A 26914-nucleotide genomic window follows, 5' to 3' on the forward strand; every position below is an offset into this window, starting at 1 on the left:
GTCCTTCAGGTGGGCGGTCTCGCAGAATTGGCGGCGGTCGCCGCCAAGTCAAGGTGGGAACGCAGCGGTCGGGACGAGGGTTTTATGCCGACCGCATCCTTTATCATTGCGCCCATGAGTACCGATCCATTCACCGTCGGCATCGCCTCGGTGCCGATTCCGAACAGCTATTGGGTCCGCCCAGGGCAGCTGCTCGCCGGTGAGTATCCGGGGTCGATGACACGCGCCGAAGCGACCGAGCGTGTACAGAAGCTATTGCACGCGGGCGTCAACAGCTTCGTCGATCTGACCGAGGAGGGCGAAATGCCGCCCTACGATCCGTTACTGGCCGAGCTCAGCGAGAAGCAGATTCGCCACCGGCGGTTGCCGGTGCTGGACCACGGCTTGCCGGAGTCGTTCGCGCACATGGTGCGCATCCTGGATTTCATCGATGGCGAGCTGGCCGCCGGTCGTTGTGTGTATGTCCATTGCCGGGCCGGCATCGGGCGCACCGGCACGACCATCGGGTGTCATCTGGTTCGTAGCGGTCTCGGCAGCGAAGAGGCACTCGATCGGCTGCAGGACTTGTGGCAACAGAGCGGCCGGTCGCGCCGCTGGCCCACCATTCCCGAGACCGACGAGCAGGTCGAGTTCGTCCGGCAATGGCGCGAGCCGGCGACGCCGGGCACTGACGTCGATGTGTTGGCGCGTTACGAAGCCAGCATCGTCGGCCTGGCCATTGGCGACGCGTTGGGCAGCATGGTCGCCAACAGTAATTTCGACGCCGCGACCCTCGCGGCTGGCGGCGGCCTGCGCGATACCGGCGCGCTGGTAACCGGCGCGAGCACGGCCATGACGCGAGCGCTGGCCGAGAGTCTGTTGGCGAAGGGCGGCAGCGATACCGACGATCAGATGCAACGCTATCTGGCCTGGAGCCAAAGCGTCGGCAATATCGGCGTGCCGCCGGACGTGCGGCGGGCGCTGGCCGGTTGGCAATGGTCGAGAAAGAAGCTCGCCGGCTCGCACGATCCCGCCAATCTGGATCCACATTCACTGCCACGCACGCTGGCGGTTGCGATGTTTCTTCGCAGCGATGCACAGGCGGCGATCGACACCGCCGTTGAAGCGTCGCGCACCACGCAGCAGTCGCCGGTCGTGCTGGACCTGTGCCGGGTCTGGGCGGCGCTGTTCGTCGACGCGTTTGCGGGTGTCGATAAACAAACATTGCTGAGCTTCGCTGGCCCGGCCATGCAACTGGTTCGTCAGCGGCAGCTCAAGGCGCCGGTCAAGCAGCTGATCGAGGGGCGGGGCTCGAAGCCTTGCGCCGATGCGAGCGACGCGTTGGCGGTGACGTGCGTCGCGCTGGATGCATTCGGGGCGGCGAAGACATTGCACGATGCTTTGATTCGAGTGCTCACATCGTCGCGAGCGGCACCGGCGGCGGCCGCGCTCTGTGGTGCTCTGGTGGGCGCCTATCATGGCAGCAACGCCATCCCTCCCGAACTGCAGCGGCAACTGCCCGAAGAAGCCGGGTTGCGTTCGGTCGCGCGTCACTTGATGCATTGAGCGATGGCGACTCGGAAGAAGCGTCCTCAAGCTCGACGTCGCGTTCGTTCTCGCGAGCCCGCCTGGACGCGGCTGTCCGACGAGGAGTTGTTACAGAAACGTTTCTGTGACCTGCGGCTGACGCTGCGGCATACGGTCATCGATAGTCACATCCGCCGGATCCGTCGCGATCTGCGCCGCCGCGGCATCCTGTTCGCGCCGCATGTGTGGCTGTCCGAAGAATGGTTCTCTCCCGACGGCGTGCCCGGCATCGCCATTGCGTTTTATATGGCGCACCCGCGGCTGATGCGTCTGGAACGCAAGATGATGGACGAGGTGGAGGGCGGCAATGCCAACTGGCTGACCCGCATCATGCGTCACGAGTTCGCGCATGCGCTCGACAACGCTTACCGCATTCGCCGCCGCAAGGAATGGCGCGAGGCTTTCGGCGACCCGGATCGGCGCTATCCAAACGTGTATCGGCCGCGGCCGGCGAGTCGTGACTTCGTCTTACATCTGGGCCACTGGTACGCGCAGAGCCATCCAACGGAAGACTGGGCCGAGACGTTCGCGGTGTGGATGCAGCCCAAGGCGCGCTGGCGCCGCGACTATCAGGGCTGGCCCGCGCTCGAGAAGCTCGAGTATGTGGATCGGCTGATGGGCGAGCTGTCCGGGACGTTGCCGCACGTGATGAATCGCTCGCTGATCGAGCCGATCAGCAAGAACGAAACCACGCTGGCCGAGCACTATCGCCTGAAGCGGGCCCGTTATGAGTTCGACACGCCCGATGCTTATGACTTGCGATTGAAGCGGGTCTTCGGCAAACATCACAAGGGGCGGCGGCGCGTGCGTGCAAGTACGTTCGTGCGGCAGAGCCGGCCGGAATTGGAACGTTGGTTGATGCGACGCTCGCGGTTGTACCCATATCTCGTGCATCATGTGCTCAGGACGGTGATTGCACGCTGCCGTGAGCTGGATCTGGTGGTGGATACTTCCAAACACGAGGCCAAGCGCGCGTTGCTGGGCGTACTGGAGCGAATCTTGATCGACATCCTGCGGCGCGACCGCGAACGCTACACACTATGAAGCCACGTCGCGTCCTGGTGCTGATGCATGAGAGTCTGGTGCCGCCGGCCAGCCTCAAGGGTCTCAGTGACAAGGAAATCGACGAATTCAGGACCGAATACGATGTGAAAGCGGCGCTGGAGAAGGCCGGTCACGAGGTGAAGGCGCTCGGCCTGGGCGATAACCTCTCCGAGCTGCGCTCCATCATCACCGACTGGAAGCCCGATGTGGCGTTCAACCTGCTCGAGGAATTCCAGGGCATCGTCACTTACGATCAGTACGTGGTCGCGTTCCTGGAGCTGATGAAGCTGCCGTACACCGGGTGCAACCCGCGCGGCATGATGATCTCGCGCGACAAGGCGCTCTCCAAACAGATTCTTTCCTATCACCGCATCCCGACGCCGGGCTTCGCGGTCATTCGCAAGGGCCAGCGCTATCGGCTGCCGCGCAAACTCAAGTTTCCCTTGTTCGTGAAGTCGGTGACCGAGGATGCGTCGCTGGGCATCTCACAAGCGTCGGTGGTCCCGGACGCCGACAAGTTGAAGGAACGCATCGAGTTCATCCACGAACAGACCAACTCGGACGCGCTGATCGAGGAATATATCGAAGGCCGCGAGCTGTACGTCGGCGTGCTGGGCAACGACCGGTTGCGCACCTTGCCGGTATGGGAGATGGACTTCGGCACCCTGCCGGATGTGATGGCCGGCATCGCGACCCGCAAGGTGAAATGGGATCGCCGTTACCAGAAGAAACACGGCATCCGCACTGGGGTCGCGCAGAACCTGCCCGAAGGGTGCGGGGCTTATCTGGACAAGTTATCCAAACGTATCTTCCGCTCGCTGTATCTGAGCGGCTATGCGCGCATGGATTTCCGGATGCGGCCGGACGGCAGCGTGTTCGTGTTGGAAGCCAACTGCAATCCGAACATCAGCCGCGAGGAGGACTTCGCCGAGTCCGCGCTGGCCGCGGGGCTCGACTACCCCGCGTTGCTGGAACAAATCATCCGCGTCGGCAACAACTATCAAGCGGCCTGGCGCGCCGACGAAGAATAGATCACTCGGCGCTCTTGCCAGTCCATTGATTCAGCCACTGCTCCACTTCGTGGTGCCAGCGGATGCTGTTGTTCGGCTTGAGCACCCAATGGTTCTCGTCCGGGAACATCAACAGGCGGCTGGGAATGCCCTTGCGTTGTAGCGCTGTGAATGCCGAGAGCCCCTGCGCATACGGGATTCGATAATCGCGCGTGCCGTGGATGATGAGCATCGGCTTGTTCCACTTCGCGACATGATTCACCGGGTTGAACTTCTCGACGTTCTCCGGCACTTCCCAAGCGATGCCGCCTTGCTCCCATTCCGTGAACCACAGTTCTTCGGTGGAGTAGGCCATGCCGCGCGCGTCGAACACGCCGTCGTGATTGACCAGGCACTTGAACGGCTCGGCCCAGTTGCCGGCGATCCAGTTGATCATATAACCGCCGTACGAGGCGCCGAGCGCGCACATGCGCGAGCTGTCCAGCCAGTCATACTTGCCGAGCGCGGCTTCGAGACCCTTCTGTAAATCCTCGAGCGGCTTGCCGCCCCAGTCCTGGCTGATCGAATCGGTGAACGCCTGGCCGTAACCGGTCGAGCCGTGGAAATCGATGAACACCGACGCGTAGCCCGCGCCCGCATAGGTCTGCGGATTCCAGCGATAGCTCCAGGAGTTGCCGAACGAGCCCTGCGGGCCGCCGTGGATGATGAAGGCCACCGGATATTTCGTGCCGGGCTTGTAGTTCGCAGGCTTCATCACATGCCCGTACACCGTCGCGCCCTCGGCGCCGATGAAGGTGAACTGCTCGGGCTCGCCGAATTTGATGTCGGCCAGCGCGGCTTCGTTCATGCGAGGCAGGGCGCGCAGGTCGCCGCCCTTGATGGTCAGCGATTGCAGCTCCGCCGGCGATTTCAGCGACGAGGTCGCGAGCACGATTTCTTTCTCGCCGACGCTGAAGCTTTCGATGCGTCCCGGACCGGTCAGCATGGTGGGCTTGCCGGTCTTCACATCGACCGACCACAACGGATGCTGGCCGAAATGATCGGTGGTCGCATACAAGGTCTTGCCGTCGTTGGCGAACGCCATGGCGTCGACGGAACGATCCCAGTCTTTGGTGAGCGCGCGGCGCTGACCGCTCTTCAGATCCAGCAGCACGATGTGGAAACGATCGGCTTCGAAGCCGGCTCGTTCCATCGCGCGCCAGGCGAGCTGGGTGCCGTCACGGGAGTAGATCGGCTGCGTGTCCCAGGCCGGATTGTCTTCAGTCAGGTTGCGCAGGCCGCTGCCATCGGCGCCGACTTCATACAAATCGAAGTTGGTCGACCACGGCTCGGACTTGCCCTTGAGGCGGGCCGAGAACACCAGCTTGGAGCCATCGGGCGAGAACGTATATTCGGTGGCGTCGCCGAACGGCTTCGACGGCACGTCGGCGTCGAGTGCCTTGCTCACGGACACGGGCTCGGTGGCAACGCCATTGCTCAGCTTCATTACGAACAACTGTGAGATGCGGCCGTCGGCCCAGGTGTCCCAATGGCGCACGAACAGGCGGTCATAGACCTCGCCGCTGTCTTTCGCGTCTTTGGTTTGCTTGAGCCGATCGACGGTGCAAGGCAGGTCGCTGCAATCGGCAAAGACTTCCAGCGTCACGGCGATGCGGCCGGCATTGCTGGCCAGGCGGAACGAGCCTACGTCGAGCGGCAGGGCGGTTACTTGAATCGCTTCGCCGCCGTTCGCCGGCAGACGCCACACCTGGCTGGAGCCGCTGCGCGAGGATAGGAAATAAATCTCGCGACCGTCGGCGGACCATTCTGCCGAGCTGTCGCTGTCAGGATGGGTGGTCAGGCGGCGGGGCTGTGCGCCTTTGGTTGATAAATCGAGCGACCAAAGATCGGTGCGGCCGCGGTTCGCCGGCAGATCGGTCTCGCGCACCGTGTAGACCACGGTACGGCCATCGGGTGACAGCGCCGGGTCGGACACGCGTTGCATGCGGACCAGATCGTCGACGGTAAAGGGATGGGGAGCGGCATGCGCGCCGAGCGGCATCAGCAAACAAGCGGACAACACACCGGCGGCAGGGGCCAACGACTGACGCATTCAAGGACTCCAGCACGGAGAAAGGGCGGGAGTATAGAAGAGGGAGCTTATTTCTTCTCGTGGATGACGGCGAAGGCGCTGGTATAGCTGTGCAGGAAGGTGGAGTTCTGAATGGGCCCGAACTCACCGTCGCAGAAGAAGCCGCCGATGGGCAGGTCGGCGACCAGGCGGCGGAACGCATTGCTGTCGTGGTCGGCCTGACCGTACAAGCCGATCCCTCGGCCGTGGCAGGAGAACAGCAGCGCTCCGGAATCCGGCGCGACCAGGTGCGAGGCCCGGTAAGCGGTCAGCGTGCGCTCGAGGTCGATGGCCGATGTGGCGGCATCGCGCAGATGAAACTGGATCACGCTGTTCGACGGCACATTGGCGCTGACCCACAGCGCGCCACTTTGCGGATCCATGCCGAGGATGCCGCGAATCAGAAAATCGCCCGCACTGAACTCACTGGCGTCGGTTCGCATCGCCATGCCGAGATGCAGCGATTGACTGAACAACTCACGATCCGGCGCGGGCAGGCGCTCGAACAGCGCGGACAGCACATCCCGAGGCGAGCGGCCGTCGAGCTCGCGGATCAGATTCTCGTGCGCCGACGTGACGAACATGGGATCGCCGATCGGCCGGCAGCCTTGCGCGACCACCATGTCGATATCGATGTTGCCGGTGAGCGCGAGCGTGATACAGCCCGAGTGGTAAACCTGGTTGCCCAGATACAACGCGCTGCCGCCCACTTGCCGTGCGCCGCTCGCCAGGCCGCCGATCTTCGGCGCGAGCGGATAAATCCGGTCCAGGCCCCGGATGAAGGTCTCGGCCTCGAAACTGAAGGGATCGGCCAGCATCAGGAACGAAGGCTGCTGGCTGGCGGTGATGCGGAGTGCGTCTTCCCACGCGCGTGCTTCGGCGTAAACCGGCGGCACCTGGGCCGCATCGAGATGCGTCCCTTTCAGCCGCACGCCGGGCAACACCGCGCCGGTCAAGGAAAAAGCGGGACGATCCTCGATCTCGCGACCGCCGCCGATCACGCCGCCGCCACAACAGCCGAAGATGAAGACGTTTTCGAACTCGCGCTGGAGCAGGGCGGGCACGGCGTCGAAGTGCGCCGAGTGCTCCGAGCTCACGAACACGATCGCCAGATCCGGCTCCTGTCGGCCCAGCCCCAGGAACACGGTCTCAGCGGCATGCTCCACTGCGGCCCGCAAGGAATTATCGGTGTCGACGGCGGATGCCCAGCGCATAGCTGTCCTGCTTGAATGCGAGTCGAGCGCTCGATTCTAGGCATTCTTTCGTTAAATGCCATTCTGCAATCGCCGCTGCGATATCGGGCTCGACGATGAGCGATATTTACCGACTCGGTTAAGTACCGAAGTGCGTGTTCACTTCCACCTGAGCCTCGGCAATCCACTCCTGCATGTGTGGGTCCTGGACCAGTTGCTGCTGATAGGCCTGGGCGATCGGGCTGGAGAACGTCGCGCCGTAGTGGCGGAAGCGCAGGGCCACCGGCGCGTACATCGCATCGGCAATCGAGTATTCGCCGAACAGCCATGGGCCACGTTGCGCGAATTGCGAACGACAGTCGTGCCACAGCTCCTGGACGCGAACCACATCCGCTACGCCTTGCGCAGGCAGCGGCACGGTAGCGGTGCCGACGGCCTTCATCGACCAGTTGGTGCGCAAGGCCGCGAAGCCTGAATGCATCTCGGCGCTCACTGCGCGTGCCAGCGCCCGTGTGGCGGCGTCTGCGGGCCAGGCGCGACCCTGCACCTTCTCGTTGAGGTATTCGGCGATGGCCAGCGAGTCCCAAATCTTCAGCTCGCCGTCAATCAGCAGGGGCACCCGCCGGGTCGGCGAATACTTCACGATGTCGCGGTGGAATTCGGGCGTGTCGAGCGGCAGCTTCACTTCCTCGAAGGCTAGGTCGAAATGCTTCAGCACCAGCCAGGGACGTAGCGACCAGGACGACAGATTCTTGTTGCCGATGACTAGGGTAAGCATGGGAAGGGAATAATGACTAATGAGCGATGACTGGTCAGAATGCGGCAGCCACCGTATCCCGTCCACCGAGATTTAGTAAACCGTCGTTGACCATGTCTGAACATCACCTTGCCACACTCGCGGTCCGCGCGGGCCAGACTCGGACGCATGAAGGCGAGCATTCCGAGCCCATCTTCACTACCTCGAGCTATGTGTTCGCCAGCGCCGCCGATGCGGCCGCGCGGTTCGATGAGAGCGTGAAGGGCAATATTTATTCCCGCTTCACCAATCCCACCGTGCGTTGCTTCGAAGAGCGGCTCGCGGCCATGGAAGGCGCGGCCTCCTGTGTCGCGACCGGCTCGGGCATGGCGGCGATTCTCGCCACTTGCATGACGCTGATGAAAGCGGGCGATCACATCGTTTGTTCCGATAGCGTGTTCGGCTCGACCATCGCGCTGATCAATCGTTATCTGGTGAAGTTCGGCGTCGAAGTGACGTACGTGCGCCCGGACGACAACGATGCGTGGCGCCGTGCGATCAAGAGCAACACCAAACTGTTCTTCGTCGAGACGCCGTCGAATCCGCTCTCGGTGATCGCCGACATTCGCGGCATTGCCGACATCGCGCACGAGCGCGGCGTGCTGTTCGTGGTCGACAATTGTTTCTGCACGCCGGCACTGCAGAAGCCGTTCGAGCTGGGCGCGGACCTGGTGATTCATTCGGCCACCAAATATCTGGACGGGCAGGGGCGTTGCGTGGGCGGCGCGGTGCTCGGCAGCGAGCAGCTGGTCGGCAAGGATATTTTCGGTTTCCTGCGCACCACCGGCCCGAGCATGAGCCCGTTCAATGCCTGGGTGTTCCTGAAAGGGTTGGAAACATTGGAGCTGCGCATGCGTGCGCACTCGGCCGCGGCGTTGCAACTGGCGCGCTGGCTGGAAGGGCAGCCGGGCGTGAGCAAGGTTTACTACTCGGGGTTGGAGTCGCATCCGCAACACGCGCTTGCGAAGCGTCAACAGAGCGGCTTCGGCGGCATCATTGCATTCGATGTCGAGCACGGCCGCAAAGGCGCCTGGGCCTTTGTCGATGCGACGCAATTGCTGTCTATCACCGCGAATCTCGGCGACGCCAAGAGCACGATCACTCACCCGTCGACGACGACGCATTCGCGCATCAGTCCCGCTGAGCGGGAGCGCGCCGGTATCGGCGAAGGGTTGTTGCGCATTTCGGTGGGCCTGGAAGATGTGCGCGATATCCAAACCGATCTGGAGCGGGGCCTCGCCGCAGTCCGCGCGGTGGCGGCGTGATGGCGGGCGACCTGTCCGCCGTTCGCGGTATTTGCTTCGACCTCGATAACACGTTCTGGGACGTGATGCCGGTGATCGAGCGCGCCGAACAGGCCATGTACGACTTCCTGGCGCTCAAGTACCCGCGGGTGACCGCGGCCATGACGGTCGAGATGTTGCGCAAAGCCCGCCAGGAAACGGCGCAGGCCTACCCCCAAATGGCGCATGACTTCACTTTTTTGCGCCGGCAGACCCTGGCCGATCATGCCCGGGAGTTCGGCTATGCCGAGGCCATGGCGGACGAGGCATTCGAGGCTTTCGCCCAGGCGCGCAACGAAGTGGTGCTCTACGACGATGTGCGCCCGGGGCTGGATTGGCTCAAGCCGCATTTCCGATTGTTCACTGCCAGTAACGGCAATGCCGATCTAAAACGCATCGGTCTGGCGCATTATTTCGAGCGTTGCCTGGCCGCCCGGGAGGTCGGGGCGTTGAAGCCCGATCCGTTGTTGTTCCACAAGGTAATCGAAGGAACGGGTCTGACACCCCAACAGGTTGTGTATGTGGGCGACGATCCGGCCCTCGACGTGGTCGGGGCACGGGCCGCCGGTATGCACCCGGTCTGGATCAACCGCGGCGAGTTCCTATGGCCGGCCGAATTCGGGGCGCCGGTGCATACAGTGCGAACCTTGCATGAGCTCGGCACCCTGTTGGGACTGCGGCCCTGAGCCAGTTTGCGCAGGACGGTCCATCTGGGTGCGCTGCGCACCCGATACATTCGCCGTTGTATCCCTATTTTCAAGGACCTGCGGGCCTTGTCGACGATTGCCTTGACTCTTTGATTGGCGTACATTCCGCGCCGTTCGTTGTGCCTTTGCCCGCTTTTTTCTCTGGCTTGGCCAGCCGGGTCATTGACGACCCCTTTTTCGGCCAACTTCTGAAAAATCCGACGAGACCGCGAACGTAGGCCTGGGACCTAAACCGCATGAACTTGAGTCAGGAACGACTGGGGAGTGCAGGGGCGGAGCCCGTATGTAACCAGGCCTCGCAGTGATGATATTTCCCAGCAGGGGGATCGCGCTCGAGGCTTTTTCAGAGAGACTGTATCGCTATGACAAAGATCTATGTGGGTAACCTGCCGTTCTCGGCAAACGAGGACCAGGTTCGCCAGTTGTTTGAAGCTCACGGCACCGTCGAGTCCGTCGCCCTGATCAACGACCGTGAAACCGGTCGTCCTCGCGGCTTCGGCTTCGTGGAAATGCCGCGTGCCGACGCACAGCGCGCCATCCAGTCCTTGAATGGCAAGGACATGGGCGGTCGTCCCCTGCGCGTCAATGAAGCGCAGGAGCGTCAGGGCGGTGGTGGCGGCGGCGGCGGCGGCCGTGGTCCCCGTGGCCCGGGCGGCGGCGGCGGCGGTGGCGGCCGCTGGTAATAAGCGGGCACCACAACGAAGCTAGCTTCGCTTGTATGAGAGGCCCCGGGGTAGCAATACCCCGGGGTTTTTCTTTTTGGGCCGCTCTTTTGTGAGCGGCGTCACAAAACCGGTGCGAGCCAATTCACATAACCGGCCGCATCAGGCGCCGCCGCATGACGCGCGGTTACAACCCGGTAAACCATTCGTATTGTTGCAGTTGTGTTACGGATGTATGACGTCCGGCCCTGCACGCACAGGTCTTACCGGAGAACGTAGTGAAGCATCCCTTTTTCGCGGCAGCCGCTGCCGCCGCCCTGAGTGTGGGCTCCGCGGCCCACGCCGCATCGAACGACGAAATCGCGCAGATCCGCTCGCAGTTACAAAGTCTCATGCAGCGAGTCGACAAGCTCGAGGCCGAGAACGATTCGCTCAAAGCCGAGAACGATCAGCTCAAGGCGCAGACCGAACAGGTCAGCAAACAAATCGCCGCCAGCAATCATCAGAGCGCGGACAAGCTGACGCCGCCCGCGGTGAAGGCCGCCGATTGGCCGAACCGCGTCGTGGTCAAAGGCGATGTTCGCTATCGTCACCAGATCACCGACGATGACAGCGCCAGCGCCAAGCGCGATGAAGATCTGCTGCGCGCACGGCTCGGTGTGGAAGCGAAAGTTAACGACAACATCGTTGCTGCGATCGGCGTCGCCACGTCGTCCGCGCCCGGCAATCCGCGTGGCGCGAATGTGCAGCTCGACGGTGAGTTCTCGCGCAAGTCGTTATATCTCGATCTCGCCTATTTCGATTGGACGTTCGCCGACAACGCGCATTTCATCGCCGGCAAGATGAAGATGCCGTTCGCGCGTCCGGGCCAGAGCTTGTTCTGGGACAACGACATCAATCCCGAAGGCATCGCGCTGACCTATAGCACCGGCTCACTGTTCGGCTCGGCGTGGAGTTACTGGATCGAAGAGAACGTGCCGGCCACCGCCACGGTGACGACCACTACCGACACCAAGATGTATGGCCTGCAGCTGGGCAATCGTTTCGATCTCGGCGGCAACAGTCTGGTGGTCATGGCCTCGTACTACGATGTCGCCGCAGCCAAAGGTCGTCGCCCGTTCTACAACGGTTCCTCGAACGGCAACTCGCTCACTGCGCCGACCGAAGGTCTCGCTTATGACTTCCAGGTCGTGAGTCTCGGCGCGGAATACAACACCAAGGTCGGCGAGCTGCCGTTGCAGGTGTGGGCCGACGTCGCTCGCAACCTCGATGCCGTCTATGACACCGCGTACACGATGGGGACGATGGTCGGCAAAGCGTCGAGTCCGGGCACGTGGGAAACCGGCCTCGCTTATCAGCTGATCGAGAAGGACGCGTTGTTCGCACAACATATCGATTCCGATTTCGGCGGCGGCCTGTCGGATGCCGATGGCTGGGTGTTGCGCACGGGCTATGCGCCGGCCAGGAACTGGGTGTTGAACGCGACCTATTTCAAGAACGTCAACAACAAGGATGTCGGCACCGAGTACGATTTCGATCGCTTCATGTTCGATTTCAATACCCGATTCTGAGCACTGGCCGCCGGCGATTAGCAAACATCGCCGGCGAGTGCTAAGGGAACTTTCTCACAAAACGCGCCAGATGCATCCAAAGTCTTATTGCGAACTCGCTGCCGGGAACCGTATCTAAGAGTCATGGATTAAATTCCTGACGGCGGTAGCCGATATCCTGGTAAGCGGTCATGCACGAGGTGCCTGGCGATGAGTGAAGATGGCCTAGGAACGGTAGTGGCGGTTCCCAATCTGCGCGAGTTCTTTCACGACTCGGTGCAGAAGGCGCTGCGTAACCAGCGTGTGGACGTGGACGATCACACCGAACACTACGTGGTGAACGTCCTGACCATGTTCGCGCGCTCCGAAGAGCTGTACGAGCGGACTTCCGAAGGCGTGCGGCTCAAGCCGCTCGCGCATATGCTGGCGGATGCATCCGCTGCGCAATCCACCCAGCAGCGTGACGAAGCGCTGCGTCGCTTGGGCGATGTTTCTTTGTTCATCGCCGGTTTCTTCGCGCAAAGCTTCGCGCGCAAACTCATCGACATCGATTATCACATCGCCATGGGCGGCCGCGCGTACGGCACGCTCGCCGATAACATGCGTTACTCGATTCGCGGCCAGGCGTTCGCGGCAGTGTTCCTGGAGCTGGCGAAAAAGTTTCAGAGTCTGGTGGATGTGCTCAACGATGTGGCCGAGATGGCCTATCAGCACACCGACAAGGACATCCTGCGTCTGTACGAGATCTGGCTGAAGACCGGCAGCCCGCGCGCGTTCGCGATCCTGCAACGGCTGGGCGTGGCGCCAGTGAATGCCGGGAGAAAGGAGCACTGACATGCTGCTGCGTCAAATGCAGTCGCTTCTGACCCGACTGTACGACGCACCCGTCGAGCACGACGCCGAAGATTTTCTGATCAGCGATCCGCAACGCCTGCGCGAGGTCGTCGGCGAGCAGCGCGAACCGATCAGCGACGAGCAGGTGTTCGTGGTGCAGGAAGACGGGGGCGTGCGCATCGGCCTGTTCATCGACGAGCGCGTGCTCGAGCGTCTGCAACGTCACGATCCGCTGGACGCGCTCGATGAAGGCAACCTGCACGACTTCTGCACGGCGCTCGAAGGCGTCAGTCATTTCCATTACTTGATCTGGAGCCTGGCCCGGGGCCGGCCGGTATCGCTATTGGAGCTGGAGTTGCAGGCCGAGGTGGACAAGTACGCCACGGCGCTGGCGTTGATCACGCAGCAACGCGCGGGTGCGTTCCCCGGCGCGCTCCATGCGCGGATGTTCAGTGGAGTGAGTTTTCTGCCGCAGCTGGATGAGATCAGCCGGCGTCGCTACGAAGAAGCGAATCGCCACGCGGCCCGGTACTGCCGGTCATTGGATCAGCGCTATCTGCATCCGCGGCGCTCGCAGCCGGAGAAGTGGCTCGCTGAGCTGCGCCGCTTCTTCCGCTGCGGACATCAGGAGAAGATTCGTCAGCTGGCGGTGTGAGCCGCCGTCAGTCGCCGCGCTTCTCGCCGACCTTCTTCTTCATCTCGATCCACTTCGACAGCTCGCGCAGGTCGCGCTTGGGCGCGGTCGGCTTGCGCTTCAGCAGGCCGCTCTCGTACGGGTTGTAGCCCATGCGCGTGCCCTTGGCGTTGTTCTGGATCGGCGTATTGGCCGGCAGCTCGTCTTCCACGAACGACAGGCCGGGATGATCGAGCGCTTTACGGCGCGCACGCTCGCCTTGCTCGCCATCTTCGCTGAAGCGATCGTCGTTCCAGGCATAAACGGCGTTACCGCGCTCGTCGAAGGCAATGCGCCCCGGCTGCTTCGCAGGCTCGACCACTCTCGGCCGCAGACGGAGACCCAGTTTTTTCAAATCGTCATTCAACTCCGCTACTCCATATCGACCTTTGCCGCGCCCCCTTAATCCCTTTAGAGCGTGCTGCTATTGAATTGCTTCGTCGCAGTGCACGCAAGTTGCAAAAGTGTGATGCGGATGCCGAATGCGAAGTGCCCGCTGTCATGCATCCCGACAGTGGGGAGAATGCGCAAAAAATACCGACAGGGACTGGCTGAGTTAGCGAGCCGCGCCTTGCACATAAGGGGCGGCTCGAAGCAACGCGGCCAGGGTCTTGCCGTCGCGGAGCTCGCCCGACTGCGCCATGCGCATGGCTTCGTCGAAGGGCACCCAGTGCGCTTCCAGAACTTCGGCGGCCTCGAGCTGCCTGGGCGTCTCGGTCAGCCCGGTGGCGAGAAACAGGTGCACCACCTCGGTAAAGATGCCGGGCGAGGACAGGCAGTCGCCGAGGCTGCGCCACTCGCTCGCACGACGGCCCGCTTCCTCTTCCAGCTCACGCTGCGCGGTTTGCAGCGGCGGTTCCTTGTTGTCGAGCTTGCCGGCCGGCAGCTCCCAGATCCAACCCTTGGCCGCATGTCGATACTGGTGGACCAGGCAGATCCGATTCGCGTCGTCGAGCGCGAGGATGGCGGCGCCGCCCGGGTGATGAACCATCTCCAGCGTGGCGACATGATCGTTCGGCAGCCGCACTTCCTCGACATTCACCTGGATGACGCGCCCGGTGAACACCGGGGTGACTTTCTCAATGCTCATTGGTGGGATCAGCCTTGGGGATCGGATTCGTCGGCGGGCGCGGCTTCGTCGTCCTCGGCCGCGTCTTCAGCCGACTGCTTGGACATCTTCGACGGCGTGGTGGCTGTGCCGATGCGATAGGCGGCAAAGCCCGGCAGCACGACTTGATTCAACGCCATGCCGAGCACGCGACCGCTGGTGGGGGCGTAGATGCGATGTTGTTGATTCGAGATCGGGTCGGTGACCACGCCGAGCAGCTCGCCTTCGCTGACCCGCTCGCCGAGCGCCACGTCGGAGAACAGGATGCCGCCGTGATCCACGCGCACCCATTTGGATGCGTAGTACACCGGCTCCGGGTCGCCCCAGTAACGCCGTTGCTTGGTCATCCCGAGCGAGTAGAGCAATGTTTCCACCGCCTTCGCGCCATGCTCGACTTGTTCGGACTGCACGCGCATGGGTTCGCCCATTTCGAACGTTACCGAAGGAATTCCTGCCTCGGTTGCGGCTCGTCGCAACGATCCTCTTTCGCCAACGCTGTGCAGGACGACCGTTGCGCCGAACGCCTTGGTCATGCGCGACACCTGTGGCAATCGCAGATCGGCGCGGACCTGCGGCAGATTGGTGCGATTCAACGAGCCGGTGTGTAGATCGATCAACGCCGAGCAATTCTTCACCACCTCGGTGAAGAACGAGTGCGCCATGCGCGTGGCGGCGCTGCCTTTGGGATTGCCTGGGAAGTAACGATTCAGATCGCGGCGGTCGGGCAAATAGCGAGCGCCGCGATAAAAGCCCTGGATGTTGACGATGGGCACGCCGATGACGGCGCCGTTCAGTTCTTCGACGTCGATATCGTCGAGCACGCGGCGTGCGACTTCGATGCCGTTCAACTCATCGCCATGCACGGCTGCGGTCAGGCACAGCACCGGGCCCGGGCCTTTGCCGTTGAGCACGAATACCGGCACCGGCGACACGAAACCTTCCATCGCCTGGCCGCTGGTCCAGGTGAGTTTCTTGCGCGTGCCGGGAGGGACTTCGCTGCCGAGCAAGCGCAGACGACCTTTGGGCTTCAGCGTTTCGGAGCCTTCCATGGTTGCGGGCGGCGGCGTGGGCTCGGCGGCATGAACCGCGGCGCAGGCCAAACAACCGAGCAGCAGAGCGGCGGCCAAGCGTTTCATGACGCCTTCTTCACAAACTTCAGCGTGAACCGGTCGCTCTCGCCGATTTGTTTGTAACGCTCGGCGTCGCCGTCGGCGAAGCCGGGCGGCAAGGTCCATACGCCCCTTTCGTAGTTCTTGGTGTCCTTGGGATTGGCGTTGATCTCCGAGCGGCCGACCAGCTGGAACCCGGCGGCTTCGATCATGCGGATCGCGTAATCCTCGTTCACATAGCCCGAGGCCGCCTTCGGATCCTGGGGCACCTTCGGATCGCCTCGATGCGCGACGACGCCGAGCACGCCGCCCGGCTTGAGCGCGGCATGCATGGCGGCGAGCGCGTCGCGTTCCCAGCCAAACATCATCCAGTTGTGCAGATTGCGGAAGGTCAGCACCAGGTCGGCCGAGCCGGCGGGCGCGATCTCGCTTTTCGCCGGCGGCGCGGCCAGCGTGGTCGTAATCACCTTGCCGTACAGGTCGGGCCGCAGCTGGAGCATTTCTCGATAGCTATCGACCGTGTTCTTGGCGTACTCGCCGGAGGCGGGATCGAGCAGGGCGGAATACAGCTGCCCGTGGTCCTTCAGCAACGGCGCCAGGATTTCGGTGTACCAGCCGGCGCCGGGCCACACTTCGACGACCGTCATGTCCTGGCGGATGCCGAAGAATTCCAATGTCTGCTTGGGGTGGCGATAAATGTCCCGGGCGCGATGCTCGGGCGTGCGGTGCTCGCCTCGCAGGATGGCGTCGAGCGCGGCGCTGGTGGCCGGATCGGTGGCAGGCGTCGTCGCGCACGCAGTCAGCAATATCGCGCTCAGCAGGAGCCAGCTGAACGACCGGGCGACGCAGGGCAATCTCATTCCTTATCCTCGCGACCTGACAAGCCGCGAAGATACCAAAACCAACCCAAGCCACGCCCTGCGGAGCGTGGCCTGGGTGGACGGAACCGGCTCAGTAACGGCAGCCTGGTTGCAGCAGGCTGTCGTTAGCTGCTTACCAGCGACCGTTCTGCCGCGGCGGACGGGCTTCGCGCTCGCGGGCTTCGTTCACACGCAGCGGGCGGCCACCCATGTCGAAGCCATTCATGTGTTGAATGGCAGTCTGGGCGTCGCCGGAAGGCATTTCCACGAAGCCGAAGCCGCGCGGTCGCCCTGTTTCCCGATCGTTTATCAGTTTGACCGATTGCACCGTGCCGTGTTTTTCGAACAGGGTGCGAACATCCGTTTCAGTGGCGCTGAACGGCAGATTGCCAACGTAGATCGTCGTCATCGAAGGTCACTCTTTGAGGCCAGACAAAAGTTGCAGCCAAACGATCGCCTCCGCAAAGCTCATGGGCTTCCGGATGAAAGTACGATCGCCGTGTCTTGGTCGCTGACAATCAACCATGGGAATGGCGTGGCGGGGAGACGAGCTATGCAGCGCGTATGTCCGAAGGTCGCTCTTGTAGGTTGAAATGCGTATTCAGCTGACCGCGGCCGATACTACGTCAGCCTTTTGGCGACTGCAATGATCCTACTTGACAAGCTTTTTTTGGATTTTTTTGCAGCTGCGAATAGATGAGCGATCGAGTGGGCCGGTGTATCCCGGCCCATATAACTTAAGTCAGATCGGCGGCTGCAGGCCTTGAGAGATCAATCGCCTTCCAGATACGTGTAGCCGTTCAGCTCCCACTCGTAGAAACGGCGCAACGCCTGGCTTTCGGCCAGGGTCATGCGGCCTTCGCGCACGGCGCGCTCGCAGTCCCGGGCGAATTGAGGAAACAACCGCTGCGCGTCGTATTGCATGTAACTGAGCACTTCGCCGGCGGTGTCGCCCTTGACGATCTCCTCGATCCACCAGCCGCCCTCGTCGTGTAGACGGATGTGCACGACGTGCGTGTCGCCGAACAGATTATGCAAATCGCCCAGCGTTTCCTGGTACGCGCCGACCAGGAACGCGGCCATGTAGTACTCCTCGTTGGGCCTGAGCTCGTGCAGCTCCAGGGTGCGCTTCACTTCGCGCTGGCTGACGAAGCGGTCGATCTTGCCGTCCGAGTCGCAGGTGATATCGGCCAGCACGCCGTTGCGCGTCGGTTTTTCATCGAGCCGGTGAATGGGCATGATGGGAAACAGCTGGTCGATGGCCCAGCTGTCCGGCAAGGATTGGAATACGGAAAAATTACAGAAGTAGGTATCGGAAAGAATCAGCTCCAGGCCTTCCAGCTCCTCGGGCACGCGCTCCAGCTTCCGGCAGTAATCACGGAGCTTGTTACAGGTCGCCCAATACAAACGTTCCGTCAGGCCGCGGAACTCCAGGCTCAGCAGGCCGAGATTGAACATCTGCAGCGCCTGTTCGCGCGCCTGCAGAGCGTCGTGATAGCACTCCACCAGGCGCCGTTCCGAAATCGTGCGATACGCTTCGAACAGATCGAGCACGGGTTGCGGCAGGTCGTCTCGATCGCCGCTGTACTCGTCTTCGATCCGGTCCGAGATGCGGAATTTATCGAGGCGTGACGCGCCGAGCGCGTTGAATACCAGCACGCTGTGATGCGCGGCCGTGGCACGGCCCGATTCGCTGACGATGACGGGATGGTCGATGCCGCGCGCGTTACAGACGCTGCCGATGCGATACACCACGTCGCTGGCGTATTCGTTCATCGTGTAGTTCATCGACGATTCGAAGTTAGTGCCGCTGCCGTCATAGTCGACGCCGAGACCGCCGCCCACGTCGATATATTTCAGTCCCGCGCCCATCAGCTTGAGCTCGGCGTACACGTGCGCCAGCTCGTTGATCGCGTCCTTGACCTTGCGAATGTCCTGCAACTGGCTGCCCGGATGACAGTGCACCAGCTCCAGGCAGTCGAGCATGTCGTTGGCTTTCAGCACCTTCACCAGCTCGAGGATTTCGGTGACGAACAGGCCGAACTTGGATTTCTCACCGGCCGAATCGCGCCAGCGTCCGGCGCCTTCGCTTGCCAGCTTCACGCGCACGCCGATGCGCGGGCGCACTTGATACTTCTCGGCGTGCTTCAGCACCAGCTGCAGCTCCTCGAAGTTCTCGATCACCGGAATGATGGTGCGGCCGAGCTTGGTGGCGAGGATCACCGCCTCGATGTAGCTGTCGTCCTTGAAGCCGTTACAGACGATCATGCGCTCGGGCGCATCTTCGGTCAGCGCCATCACCGCCAGCAGCTCGGGCTTCGAGCCGGCTTCCAGACCGAAGCCGAATTCCTTGCCGTAGCGATACACCTCTTCGACCACCAGCCGCTGCTGATTCACCTTGATCGGGAACACGGCGGTGTAGCGATTCTTGTAGTCGTTCTCGGCAATGGCCTGCGCGAAGGCCTTCTGCAGGCGGCTGAGCCGATGGCGCAGGATGTCGGAGAAACGCACCACCACTGGCGCGGTCAGATCGCGCTGACGCAGCCCTTCGACCACTTCATACAAATCGATCTCGCGATCCGGCGAGCCGTCCGGCCTCACCACGACATGACCGGCGGCGTTGATGCTGAAGTAATGCTTGCCCCAGGCGGGGACCTGATACAGGTCGAGCGAATCCTCGGTGTCCCAGGATCCGTTGGTGACGCCTAACGGCAGAGGTTTCTTTGCGGTGGAGTCCAAGTGCGCTGGCCTCGAGAAAAAATGTGGCCCGTGTAAGAAAGGCGCGAACGATACTGCAAAGAGATTGCGAAATTAAGCTCGCGAGTTAATCCGTAGTTGCAACGCCCCGCTGCGGATTTCTGATCCATTCGCTCCATGAACCCGCGTACAAGCGCGCACCGGGTTTGCCCGCGACTTCCATCGCCAGCAGCAGATGACACGCAGTCACGCCGGAGCCGCACATTACGATGGTGCGATCGTCGGCGACGCCGGCTTGCGACTGCTCATAGCGACGTCGTAATTCTTCCGGCGCGCCGAAGCGGCCATCGCTGGAGAGATTGGTCGAGAACGGATGGTTGCGAGCGCCTGGCACGTGACCGGCGACTTTGTCGAGCGGCTCGACCTTGCCCAGGAAGCGCTCCGGCGCACGCGCATCGAGCAATCTCCAGTCAGGTTGTTGCACGCGCGCCTGGACTTCATCGGCATCGAGCCACAAATCGCGATCGGGCCGCGCCTGGAAGTGTGTCGGCGATCGTGCAGGAATTTCAGTGGCGGTCGGCAGACTCGCCGCCGTCCACGCTTTGAAACCGCCATCCAGCACGGCCACCGCGCGATGACCGACCCAGCGCAGCAGCCACCACAAGCGCGACGCATACATGCCGTTGTCGGCGTCATACGCGATCACTTGTGTGTCGGCGCCGACACCCCAGCGGCTCAATGTCTGCGCGAAACGTTCAGGATCGGGCAGCGGATGCCGCCCGGTCGTCGGCGTGATCGGGCTCGACAGGTCGCGATCCAGATGCGCGTAAATCGCGCCTGGAATGTGGCCCGCGCCGTACGCCGCCTCGCCCGCCGCCGGCTGCGTCAGGTCGAAGCGACAGTCGACGATCAACCAACGTGCATCGGTCAGGTGTTGCGCCAGAGTTCCGACGCTGACGAGTGTGGTGTGCATGTCGCCAGTGTACTAGCCAGCGAGGCCGGCTTCGTTACAATCCGCCCCTTACCTACTGGGGACGACTTCATGGCACTTGAACTGTGGTGGGGTAGCGGCAGCCCTTATTCCTGGCGTGCGCTGCTCGCGCTCGAGCACAAGCGTCTGCCGTACGTGTCGCATCTGGTGCAGTTCTCCAAGCAGGAGCACCGCTCGCCGCAGATGTTGCAAATGAACCCGCGCGGCCGCGTGCCGGTCCTCAAAGACGGCGATTACGTCGTGTTCGAGTCGCTCGCCATCCTGCGCTACCTGGACCGCAAATATCCCGAGACGCCGCTTTTCGGCCACACCGCCGAGGAAGAAGGCACGATCACGCGAGTGATCTGCGAGTACCAGTCGTACGCCGAGGACCATCTTGCCAAGCTCATCTACGCGATCCTGTTTCAGGGCGTCGAGGGCCACATGGACGAAATCGAGCGGGCGCTGAACTTCGTGCTCGCCGAGGCGCGCACCATCGAGCATCGGCTGACGACGTCCTCGTGGCTGGTCGGCGAGGCGTTTTCGGCCGCCGATATCGTCATTTTTCCCGGCATCCAGCAGTTGATGCGCGTGCTGGAGCGGCGCGAGGCGGAAGATCTGCGCGCTCGCCTGCTGCCGATCGAGACCACGTTTCCGGCCATCGCCGCCTGGATCAAGCGCGTCGAAGCGCTGCCGGGTTACGAAAAAACCTATCCGCCGCACTGGAAGGAAAAAGAGTGAGCAGTGCCCGCAGCGCGCATTGACGCTGCGGGCGCGCTCCAAAAAATTTCCGGCGGGCTCTTGAAAGTGCCTCGATACGGGGCATTTATCGCCGTCGATTTTCATTACGGTCGACGCGCCGGCAAAAGTCAGTAAACTTCGCGCCGTCGCCCAGCGAGCTATTTCGCAATCGAGGTTCGACGTTCCAAACTTTTTGGGTTGTTCGTGTCGTGAGTGAGTGTGCTATGTCCCAATATCCCGTGCATTTCAAGTTCCCCGGCCGTCTCGTGATGGTTGGTTTCGGCAGCATCGGACAGGGAGTCTTGCCACTCATCTTGCGTCACACCGCGCTCCCCGCGGAGCGCATCACGATCGTGACAGCGGAAGATCTCGGCCAGCAGGAAGCCGCCGACTACGGCGTGAAGTTCATCATCAACCCGCTCACGCAGGAGAACTATCGCCAGGTGCTCGAGCCGCTGCTCGGCAAGGGCGATTTCCTGCTGAACCTGTCGGTCGATGTTTCCAGCATCGCGCTGGTCAAGCTGGCGCACGAAAAGGGCGCGCTATATCTGGACACGTGCATCGAGCCGTGGCCGGGCGGCTACACCGATCCGAATGTGCCGCCGTCGCAGCGGACCAACTACGCGCTGCGCGAGCAGATGCTGGCGGTGCGCGATGCGCAGAAGGGCGGGCCGACCGCTGTGATCACTCACGGTGCAAACCCGGGCCTCGTGTCGCATTTCGTGAAGCAGGCACTGCTGAACATCGCGAAGGACACTTCGGTCGACGCAGGCAATCCTCAGTCGCGCGAAGAGTGGGCGGCGCTCGCGGCCAAGCTCGCGGTGAAGGTCATTCACATTGCCGAGCGCGACACGCAGGTCGCCAACACGCCGAAGAAGGTCAACGAGTTCGTGAACACCTGGTCGGTGGACGGCTTCGTCAGCGAAGGCTGCCAGCCGGCGGAACTGGGCTGGGGCACGCACGAGAAGGAACTGCCGCCGCAGGGCCGTCGTCACGAATTCGGCAGCAAGGCTGCGATCTATCTGATGCAGCCGGGCGCGGGCACGCGCGTACGCACGTGGACGCCGAAGGCCGGTCACTTTCATGGCTTCCTGATCACGCACGGCGAGTCGATCTCGCTTGCTGACTATCTGACGCATCGTGAAGGTGACAAGGTCGTCTACCGTCCGACCGCGCACTACGCCTATCACCCTTGCGACGACGCAGTGATGTCGGTGCACGAGTTCGCCGGCCGCAACTGGCGGTTGCAGGATCACAAGCGCATTCTCAACAAGGAAATTCTGTCCGGCGGCATCGACGAGCTCGGCGTGCTGCTGGCAGGTCACAAGAAGAACGCGTACTGGTACGGCTCGCAGCTGTCGATCGACGAGGCGCGCAAGCTTTGTCCGCACAACACGGCGACCAGCTTGCAGGTCTGCGTCGCGGTGCTGTCGGGCATGATCTGGGCGATGGAAAATCCGAATCGCGGCGTGGTCGAGCCGGATGAAATGGATTTCCGCCGCAACCTCGAGATCTGCATGCCGTACCTCGGCCCGGTCACCGGTGCGTACAGCGACTGGACGCCGCTGTTCGATCGCAACCGGCTGTTCGAGGAGAGCCTCGACAAGTCCGATCCGTGGCAGTTCAAGAACGTGCTGGTGTAACAGGGCACGCCGGGATGGCTCGCGACGTTTGAGCGGGCCATCCCCCTACCAAATTTTATTTCTTGTTCCGGCCGTGGCGAGATGCGAGATTGGGTCGCATCGGGACCCGCCACCGCTTCGCGAACCAGAGCGCATGAGTTCCTTTGACAGTTTCTTTCGCGCGCATGGCCGCGATCTGACGGCGTATTTGCGCAGGAGAACCGCAACGGAAGCGGATGCGCAGGAAATCCTGCAAGAGAGCTACGCCCGCATCCTGGGCTACGGCTACGGCGATTCGCGGCCGCCCGAAGTCTGGAAATCGTTGCTCTACCGGATCGCGACCAACCTGGCCATCAGCCAGCAGCGCATGAACCGCGCGCGGAATGTCAGCGGTCAATGTCCCCTGGATGAAATCGAGCTGCCTTCGGACACGCCGTCCCAGGAGCGCCAGCTCGCGGCCGAGCAGGAGCTCGCGTTGATCCGTGCGGCCATCGAAGGCCTGTCGCCCAAGTGTCGCAAGGTGTTTTTACTGAGCCGGGTTCATCAGCGGACCTATCCAGAGATCGCCCAGCTGTGCGGCATCTCGGTGAAGATGGTGGAAAAGTACATGTCGCAGGCACTGGCCAGCATGCGAGGCGCGATAGGGAGCCGGCCATGAGGAGCGTCTTAACCAGCATGGATCGCGATGTCATCGCTAAAAACGAGGCCGAAGCCTGGTTCGTGCGCCTCATGTCGCCCGAATGTTCGGCGGCCGAGCGCCGGTCGTTCGAGCAGTGGCGCGCCAGCTCTTCAGTCAACGAAGAGGCGTACGTCGCAATCGAAAAGCTGTGGCAACGCCTCGATGGCATGGAAGAGGACGAAGTTATCGGCCGCCACGCCGCTGCGGCGTTGAAGCCCGAGCCCGCTCCACGCCGCTGGCCGTTGGCGTTGGCCGCGAGTGTCATCGCCGCCCTCGTGGGCGTCGGCGTCGTCGATCAAGTCAGGACGAGTGCGACGGTCGAGCACTATCAGGCTCAGGATCAGTCGCGAAAAGTCACATTGTCCGATGGCAGCGAAGTTACTCTGGATCTCGCTACGGAGATCGACGTGCGCCTGAGTCGCAGCGAAAGAAACATCAAGCTGGTGGCGGGGCGCGCTTTGTTCGATGTGGCACACGATGCCAGTCGGCCGTTCCGCGTGGATACCGGCCATGGGAAAGTCACCGCGCTCGGCACTCAATTTCAAGTCGACGTGGATAGCGATCAAGTGATCGTCACGTTGCTCGAAGGCTCAGTGTCGGTATCGCCGCCCGAAGCGCATCGGCAAGAGCCGACGCTGCGGCTCGCGCCCGGTCAGCAGGCGCGCTATTCGAATGCGAATTCTCGATGGGCACAGCACGACGTCGACGCGGCGGCTGTCGTCAGCTGGTCGTCTGGCTTTCATGTATTCAGCGCGACACCGCTCGGCGAAGCGGTGCGCGAGATCAATCGTTACTCGGCCACGAAACTGCGACTCGCCGACCCGTCGCTGGAATCGCTGGTCATCAGCGGCAACTTCAAAACCGGCGATGCGGAGACCATCAGCAGTGCCTGGCCCATCGTGTTGCCGGTGACATTGCAAAAGGTGGGCGCGGAAATAGTAATCGCGCCGCGGTAGGGGAGCGCACGGCTCGCGCGTTTCAGCTGTTGACACTCGTGCTGGCACACGAGTCAACAACAGCAACTATGGGGAAACGTAGCGATGACGTGGACTTTACAACGCTCCACGGCAATGACCCGTATTCGACGGGTCTGCCTGAGCTCTTTGATTGCTTTGACCCTGGCCGGCACCGCTCTGGCGCAGAATGCCGAGGCCTCGCGCGACTATGACATTGCCGCTGGCACGTTGACGCAAGCGATCAACGGCATCAGTCAGCAGAGCGGGGTGCAGATCGTTTATGACATCAAGCTGCTGAACGACAAGAAGGCGCGCACGCTCAAAGGTCGGCTGTCGCTGAAACAAGCGCTCGAGCAGACGCTCGCCGGCAGCGGGCTCACGTATGAGTTCGCCAATCCCAGCACGGTGGTGATTCGCAAGGCGGTCGTGGTCACGCCGACGAGCTCCGGCGGCGCGAGCAAAGGCTCGGTCGAGGTGGAGGATTCAATAGAAACATTGGACATCCTGACCGTCACCGGCACGCGCATTCGCGGTGCCACCACGCCCTCGCCGAAGCTCGTCATCAGCGACGTTCAAATCAAGCAGGAAGGTTTCGCCGATCTGGGCGAGGTGATTCGTAGCATTCCGCAGAATTTTTCCGGCGGCCAGAATCCTGGCGTCGCGGCCGGCTCCAGTGCGGGCGGCATCGCGAATCAAAACATGACCGGCGGCTCGGCGCTCAATCTGCGCGGCCTCGGGCCCGATGCGACGCTGACGCTGCTCAACGGCCGTCGCATGAGTTACGAGGCGTTCGTGCAAGCCGTCGATATCGGCGCCATTCCAGTCGACGCCGTTCAACAGATCGAAATCATTCCCGATGGCGCCTCGGCGATCTACGGTTCCGACGCGGTGGCCGGCGTGGCGAACGTGATCATGAAACGGGACTTCGACGGCGTGTCGGTCGGCGCTCGCTACGGGGCCGCTACCGAGGGCGGCCTGGATACAAGCGAATACACGCTCACCGCCGGTACACGCTGGTCGAGCGGCGGTGTGATTGCCACTTACAAGGATGCTTCCGTCGATCCCATCTACGCGACCGATCGCGACTACACGCAGAAGCAGGAAGATCCGCAGACGCTGTACAACGGCAACGATCTGCGCGGCGGGATGTTCAGCGTACACCAGTCGCTCGGCGACTCGGTCGAGTTACAGCTGGACGTCTTGCGTAACGAGCGGGGACAGAACGGCTACATCGGCTATCCGGCGCTTTACTACCGGAGCAAGGCCCAGACGGACGTCACCGTGGTGTCGCCCAGTATCAAAGTGAAGCTGCCGGCGGACTGGACGATGCAGGCCGGCTATTCGTACGCCGACAACAAGAGCGAGTATTGGTCGTACACCACCACCCGGGCGACCGGCGGGACGACCCTCGACGCGATGGGTTGTTATTGCAACGAAAGCAGGTCGTACGATGTCGGCGTGGAAGGGCCGCTGTTCGATTTGCCGGCCGGCGAAGTGCGCCTGGCGGTCGGTGCCGGCTCGCGTAGCGATGACTTTCTCACCCATGCCTATATTTCGGGCACGAAATACGGTGGCAACGAAAGCAGCAAGTTCGCGTACGCGGAGTTCAGCGCGCCGCTGGTCGGTCCCGATGCCGGGCTGACTGCGATTCGTCGCATCGAGCTGAACGCGGCGGTCCGGGGTGAGGACTACGACAGTTTCGGCAAGGTCACGACGCCGAAGTTCGGCTTCATCTACGAGATCACGGGCGACATCGGCGTGAAGGCTTCCTGGGGCAAGTCGTTCAAGGCGCCCACGCTGTTGCAGCGGTATCAGAATCGCATTTCCTATCTCTGGACCACGCAACAGATGGGCGGCACGGGTTATCCGCCGGGCTCGACTGTGTTGATGTCCTATGGCGGCAACGAGCACCTCGGTCCGGAGCGCGCCGAGAGCTGGACCGCTTCGCTGGATTTTCATCCGCAGGCGATTCCTGAGCTGAACATCGATCTGAGTTACTTCGAGATCGATTACACGGACCGCGTCGTGCAGCCGCTGTCGCCGACGTCGCAGACGCTCAGCAATCCGAACTTCGCGAATTTCGTCTACTACGCGCCCACGCCGGAACAGCAGGCGCAACTGCTCGCCGAATACAGCTCTCGCTTCTACAACTACGCCGAGGCGCCTTACGATCCGGCCAATGTCGTTGCGATCGCCAGAGACGAGTACATCAACGCCGCCCGTCAGCGCGTCAATGGCGTGGACTTGTCCGGCTCCTATCGGTTGGATCTGGGGTCCGGCCAGTTGGCGTTTCGCGGCGGCGTGAGCTGGCTGGACAGCACACAGCAGAACAACGGTCTGCAGAATCCTTTCAATCTGTCGGGCCAGATCTTCAACCCGGCGAAATGGCAGGGACGCGTCGGTACCGTGTGGCTCGCGGGTGGGCTCAGTGTAGGCACCTTCGTGAACTACACGAGCAGCGTGACCAATACGTTCGCGACACCGCACAAGGCCACCGCGTCGTTCACGACGGTCGACATGACGGCGCGTTACGAGATGCTCGAGCGCGAGGACTTCCTGTCCGGCGTCACGGTGGCGCTGACGGTCGAGAATCTGTTCAACCGGGAGCCGCCGCTGTACACGCCGCCGTTTGCGGCCTACGTGCCGTTCGACTCCACCAACTATTCCGCCATCGGCCGGTTCGTCGCCGTTTCGCTGACGAAGCATTGGTAAGCGGCACGCCGCTCACTTCACACGGAGTTACA

At 62.3% G+C, this 26914-nt stretch carries 24 protein-coding genes; 14 read left to right on the forward strand and 10 right to left on the reverse strand.

Features of this window, described 5'->3' with window-relative positions; all coding sequences use genetic code 11:
- Positions 1-114: 114 nt before the first annotated feature.
- From ACFPN2_RS18135 to ACFPN2_RS18145, 3 genes are read left to right on the forward strand one after another with little or no spacing between them, the layout of a single operon-like run.
- Complete coding sequence (locus ACFPN2_RS18135; protein WP_380599003.1) at positions 115-1545, forward strand: ADP-ribosylglycohydrolase family protein; 1431 nt, start codon at positions 115-117, stop codon at positions 1543-1545.
- A gap of 3 nt (positions 1546-1548) precedes the next feature.
- Positions 1549-2610 (forward strand): putative zinc-binding metallopeptidase, encoded by a 1062-nt coding sequence (locus tag ACFPN2_RS18140; RefSeq protein WP_380599005.1) that lies wholly within the window; start codon positions 1549-1551, stop codon positions 2608-2610.
- On the forward strand, positions 2607-3641 hold the full coding sequence (locus ACFPN2_RS18145; protein ID WP_380599007.1) for a D-alanine--D-alanine ligase family protein: 1035 nt from the start codon (positions 2607-2609) through the stop codon (positions 3639-3641). Before ACFPN2_RS18140 ends, ACFPN2_RS18145 begins: the two co-directional genes overlap by 4 nt.
- A 1-nt stretch (position 3642) precedes the next feature.
- Here the strand turns inward: ACFPN2_RS18145 and ACFPN2_RS18150 are convergent, their stop codons facing one another.
- From ACFPN2_RS18150 to ACFPN2_RS18160, 3 genes are all read right to left on the reverse strand, one after another.
- Complete coding sequence (locus ACFPN2_RS18150) at positions 3643-5712, reverse strand: S9 family peptidase (protein WP_380599009.1); 2070 nt, start codon at positions 5710-5712, stop codon at positions 3643-3645.
- Positions 5713-5759: 47 nt separating this feature from the next.
- A complete protein-coding gene (locus tag ACFPN2_RS18155) occupies positions 5760-6944 on the reverse strand; it encodes an FIST signal transduction protein (RefSeq protein ID WP_380599011.1) in 1185 nt (394 codons plus the stop codon).
- A gap of 118 nt (positions 6945-7062) precedes the next feature.
- The gene (locus ACFPN2_RS18160; protein WP_380599013.1) at positions 7063-7701 is read right to left on the reverse strand and encodes a glutathione S-transferase family protein; all 639 of its coding nucleotides are present in this window, start codon (positions 7699-7701) and stop codon (positions 7063-7065) included.
- A 92-nt stretch (positions 7702-7793) separates the two neighbouring features.
- Between ACFPN2_RS18160 and ACFPN2_RS18165 the strand changes: the two genes are divergently transcribed.
- From ACFPN2_RS18165 to ACFPN2_RS18190, 6 genes are all read left to right on the forward strand, one after another.
- Entirely contained in the window at positions 7794-8984 is a 1191-nt protein-coding gene (locus tag ACFPN2_RS18165; protein ID WP_380599015.1) for an O-succinylhomoserine sulfhydrylase, read from the forward strand.
- Entirely contained in the window at positions 8984-9688 is a 705-nt protein-coding gene (locus tag ACFPN2_RS18170; protein ID WP_380600171.1) for an HAD family hydrolase, read from the forward strand. The genes ACFPN2_RS18165 and ACFPN2_RS18170 overlap by 1 nt, the downstream gene beginning before the upstream one ends.
- 383 nt (positions 9689-10071) lie before the next feature.
- The gene (locus ACFPN2_RS18175) at positions 10072-10392 is read left to right on the forward strand and encodes an RNA recognition motif domain-containing protein (RefSeq protein WP_129776640.1); all 321 of its coding nucleotides are present in this window, start codon (positions 10072-10074) and stop codon (positions 10390-10392) included.
- Between the two features lie 257 nt (positions 10393-10649).
- Positions 10650-11942 (forward strand): putative porin, encoded by a 1293-nt coding sequence (locus ACFPN2_RS18180; RefSeq protein WP_380599017.1) that lies wholly within the window; start codon positions 10650-10652, stop codon positions 11940-11942.
- A 189-nt stretch (positions 11943-12131) separates the two neighbouring features.
- A complete protein-coding gene (locus ACFPN2_RS18185; protein WP_380599019.1) occupies positions 12132-12755 on the forward strand; it encodes a hypothetical protein in 624 nt (207 codons plus the stop codon).
- Between the two features lies 1 nt (position 12756).
- Positions 12757-13410 carry a hypothetical protein gene (locus tag ACFPN2_RS18190; protein WP_380599021.1) on the forward strand — a complete coding sequence of 218 codons (654 nt, stop codon included), beginning with the start codon at positions 12757-12759 and terminating at the stop codon, positions 13408-13410.
- Positions 13411-13417: 7 nt separating this feature from the next.
- On the opposite strand, the gene ACFPN2_RS18195 is transcribed toward ACFPN2_RS18190, so the two are convergent.
- The 7 genes from ACFPN2_RS18195 to ACFPN2_RS18225 all read right to left on the reverse strand — a co-directional run bounded on the left by ACFPN2_RS18195 (position 13418) and on the right by ACFPN2_RS18225 (position 20175).
- Positions 13418-13783 (reverse strand): hypothetical protein, encoded by a 366-nt coding sequence (locus tag ACFPN2_RS18195; protein ID WP_380599023.1) that lies wholly within the window; start codon positions 13781-13783, stop codon positions 13418-13420.
- Positions 13784-13984: 201 nt separating this feature from the next.
- A complete protein-coding gene (locus ACFPN2_RS18200) occupies positions 13985-14518 on the reverse strand; it encodes an NUDIX hydrolase (protein WP_380599025.1) in 534 nt (177 codons plus the stop codon).
- An 8-nt stretch (positions 14519-14526) separates the two neighbouring features.
- On the reverse strand, positions 14527-15672 hold the full coding sequence (locus ACFPN2_RS18205) for a succinylglutamate desuccinylase/aspartoacylase family protein (protein WP_380599027.1): 1146 nt from the start codon (positions 15670-15672) through the stop codon (positions 14527-14529).
- Positions 15669-16505, reverse strand: a complete 837-nt coding sequence (locus ACFPN2_RS18210) for a class I SAM-dependent methyltransferase (protein WP_380599029.1) — start codon at positions 16503-16505, stop codon at positions 15669-15671. The genes ACFPN2_RS18205 and ACFPN2_RS18210 overlap by 4 nt, the downstream gene beginning before the upstream one ends.
- 133 nt (positions 16506-16638) lie before the next feature.
- Complete coding sequence (locus ACFPN2_RS18215) at positions 16639-16914, reverse strand: RNA recognition motif domain-containing protein (RefSeq protein WP_380599031.1); 276 nt, start codon at positions 16912-16914, stop codon at positions 16639-16641.
- 362 nt (positions 16915-17276) lie between these two features.
- Entirely contained in the window at positions 17277-19244 is a 1968-nt protein-coding gene (speA, locus tag ACFPN2_RS18220; protein WP_380599033.1) for a biosynthetic arginine decarboxylase, read from the reverse strand.
- A gap of 85 nt (positions 19245-19329) precedes the next feature.
- The gene (locus ACFPN2_RS18225) at positions 19330-20175 is read right to left on the reverse strand and encodes a sulfurtransferase (protein ID WP_380599035.1); all 846 of its coding nucleotides are present in this window, start codon (positions 20173-20175) and stop codon (positions 19330-19332) included.
- Between ACFPN2_RS18225 and ACFPN2_RS18230 the strand changes: the two genes are divergently transcribed.
- From ACFPN2_RS18230 to ACFPN2_RS18250, 5 genes are all read left to right on the forward strand, one after another.
- On the forward strand, positions 20134-20913 hold the full coding sequence (locus ACFPN2_RS18230; RefSeq protein ID WP_380599037.1) for a glutathione S-transferase family protein: 780 nt from the start codon (positions 20134-20136) through the stop codon (positions 20911-20913). The genes ACFPN2_RS18225 and ACFPN2_RS18230 overlap by 42 nt on opposite strands.
- Before the next feature lie 224 nt (positions 20914-21137).
- Entirely contained in the window at positions 21138-22556 is a 1419-nt protein-coding gene (locus tag ACFPN2_RS18235; RefSeq protein WP_380599039.1) for a homospermidine synthase, read from the forward strand.
- A 133-nt stretch (positions 22557-22689) separates the two neighbouring features.
- On the forward strand, positions 22690-23193 hold the full coding sequence (locus ACFPN2_RS18240) for an RNA polymerase sigma factor (RefSeq protein ID WP_380599041.1): 504 nt from the start codon (positions 22690-22692) through the stop codon (positions 23191-23193).
- Positions 23190-24170 carry a FecR family protein gene (locus ACFPN2_RS18245; protein ID WP_380599043.1) on the forward strand — a complete coding sequence of 327 codons (981 nt, stop codon included), beginning with the start codon at positions 23190-23192 and terminating at the stop codon, positions 24168-24170. Before ACFPN2_RS18240 ends, ACFPN2_RS18245 begins: the two co-directional genes overlap by 4 nt.
- 114 nt (positions 24171-24284) lie before the next feature.
- Complete coding sequence (locus tag ACFPN2_RS18250) at positions 24285-26882, forward strand: TonB-dependent receptor domain-containing protein (RefSeq protein ID WP_380599045.1); 2598 nt, start codon at positions 24285-24287, stop codon at positions 26880-26882.
- Positions 26883-26914: the final 32 nt, after the last annotated feature.

It is taken from the genome of Steroidobacter flavus (assembly GCF_042651805.1).
Classification (GTDB): Bacteria; Pseudomonadota; Gammaproteobacteria; order Steroidobacterales; family Steroidobacteraceae; genus Steroidobacter; species Steroidobacter flavus.

Bases quoted from the DNA above. Each gene is read 5' to 3' on its own strand.
- ACFPN2_RS18135 (WP_380599003.1), top strand. From the start codon at position 115: ATGAGTACCGATCCATTCACCGTCGGCATCGCCTCGGTGCCGATTCCG.
- ACFPN2_RS18140 (WP_380599005.1), top strand. From the start codon at position 1,549: ATGGCGACTCGGAAGAAGCGTCCTCAAGCTCGACGTCGCGTTCGTTCT.
- ACFPN2_RS18145 (WP_380599007.1), top strand. From the start codon at position 2,607: ATGAAGCCACGTCGCGTCCTGGTGCTGATGCATGAGAGTCTGGTGCCG.
- ACFPN2_RS18150 (WP_380599009.1), bottom strand. From the start codon at position 5,712: ATGCGTCAGTCGTTGGCCCCTGCCGCCGGTGTGTTGTCCGCTTGTTTG.
- ACFPN2_RS18155 (WP_380599011.1), bottom strand. From the start codon at position 6,944: ATGCGCTGGGCATCCGCCGTCGACACCGATAATTCCTTGCGGGCCGCA.
- ACFPN2_RS18160 (WP_380599013.1), bottom strand. From the start codon at position 7,701: ATGCTTACCCTAGTCATCGGCAACAAGAATCTGTCGTCCTGGTCGCTA.
- ACFPN2_RS18165 (WP_380599015.1), top strand. From the start codon at position 7,794: ATGTCTGAACATCACCTTGCCACACTCGCGGTCCGCGCGGGCCAGACT.
- ACFPN2_RS18170 (WP_380600171.1), top strand. From the start codon at position 8,984: ATGGCGGGCGACCTGTCCGCCGTTCGCGGTATTTGCTTCGACCTCGAT.
- ACFPN2_RS18175 (WP_129776640.1), top strand. From the start codon at position 10,072: ATGACAAAGATCTATGTGGGTAACCTGCCGTTCTCGGCAAACGAGGAC.
- ACFPN2_RS18185 (WP_380599019.1), top strand. From the start codon at position 12,132: ATGAGTGAAGATGGCCTAGGAACGGTAGTGGCGGTTCCCAATCTGCGC.
- ACFPN2_RS18190 (WP_380599021.1), top strand. From the start codon at position 12,757: ATGCTGCTGCGTCAAATGCAGTCGCTTCTGACCCGACTGTACGACGCA.
- ACFPN2_RS18200 (WP_380599025.1), bottom strand. From the start codon at position 14,518: ATGAGCATTGAGAAAGTCACCCCGGTGTTCACCGGGCGCGTCATCCAG.
- ACFPN2_RS18205 (WP_380599027.1), bottom strand. From the start codon at position 15,672: ATGAAACGCTTGGCCGCCGCTCTGCTGCTCGGTTGTTTGGCCTGCGCC.
- ACFPN2_RS18210 (WP_380599029.1), bottom strand. From the start codon at position 16,505: ATGAGATTGCCCTGCGTCGCCCGGTCGTTCAGCTGGCTCCTGCTGAGC.
- ACFPN2_RS18215 (WP_380599031.1), bottom strand. From the start codon at position 16,914: ATGACGACGATCTACGTTGGCAATCTGCCGTTCAGCGCCACTGAAACG.
- ACFPN2_RS18225 (WP_380599035.1), bottom strand. From the start codon at position 20,175: ATGCACACCACACTCGTCAGCGTCGGAACTCTGGCGCAACACCTGACC.
- ACFPN2_RS18235 (WP_380599039.1), top strand. From the start codon at position 21,138: ATGTCCCAATATCCCGTGCATTTCAAGTTCCCCGGCCGTCTCGTGATG.
- ACFPN2_RS18240 (WP_380599041.1), top strand. From the start codon at position 22,690: ATGAGTTCCTTTGACAGTTTCTTTCGCGCGCATGGCCGCGATCTGACG.
- ACFPN2_RS18245 (WP_380599043.1), top strand. From the start codon at position 23,190: ATGAGGAGCGTCTTAACCAGCATGGATCGCGATGTCATCGCTAAAAAC.
- ACFPN2_RS18250 (WP_380599045.1), top strand. From the start codon at position 24,285: ATGACCCGTATTCGACGGGTCTGCCTGAGCTCTTTGATTGCTTTGACC.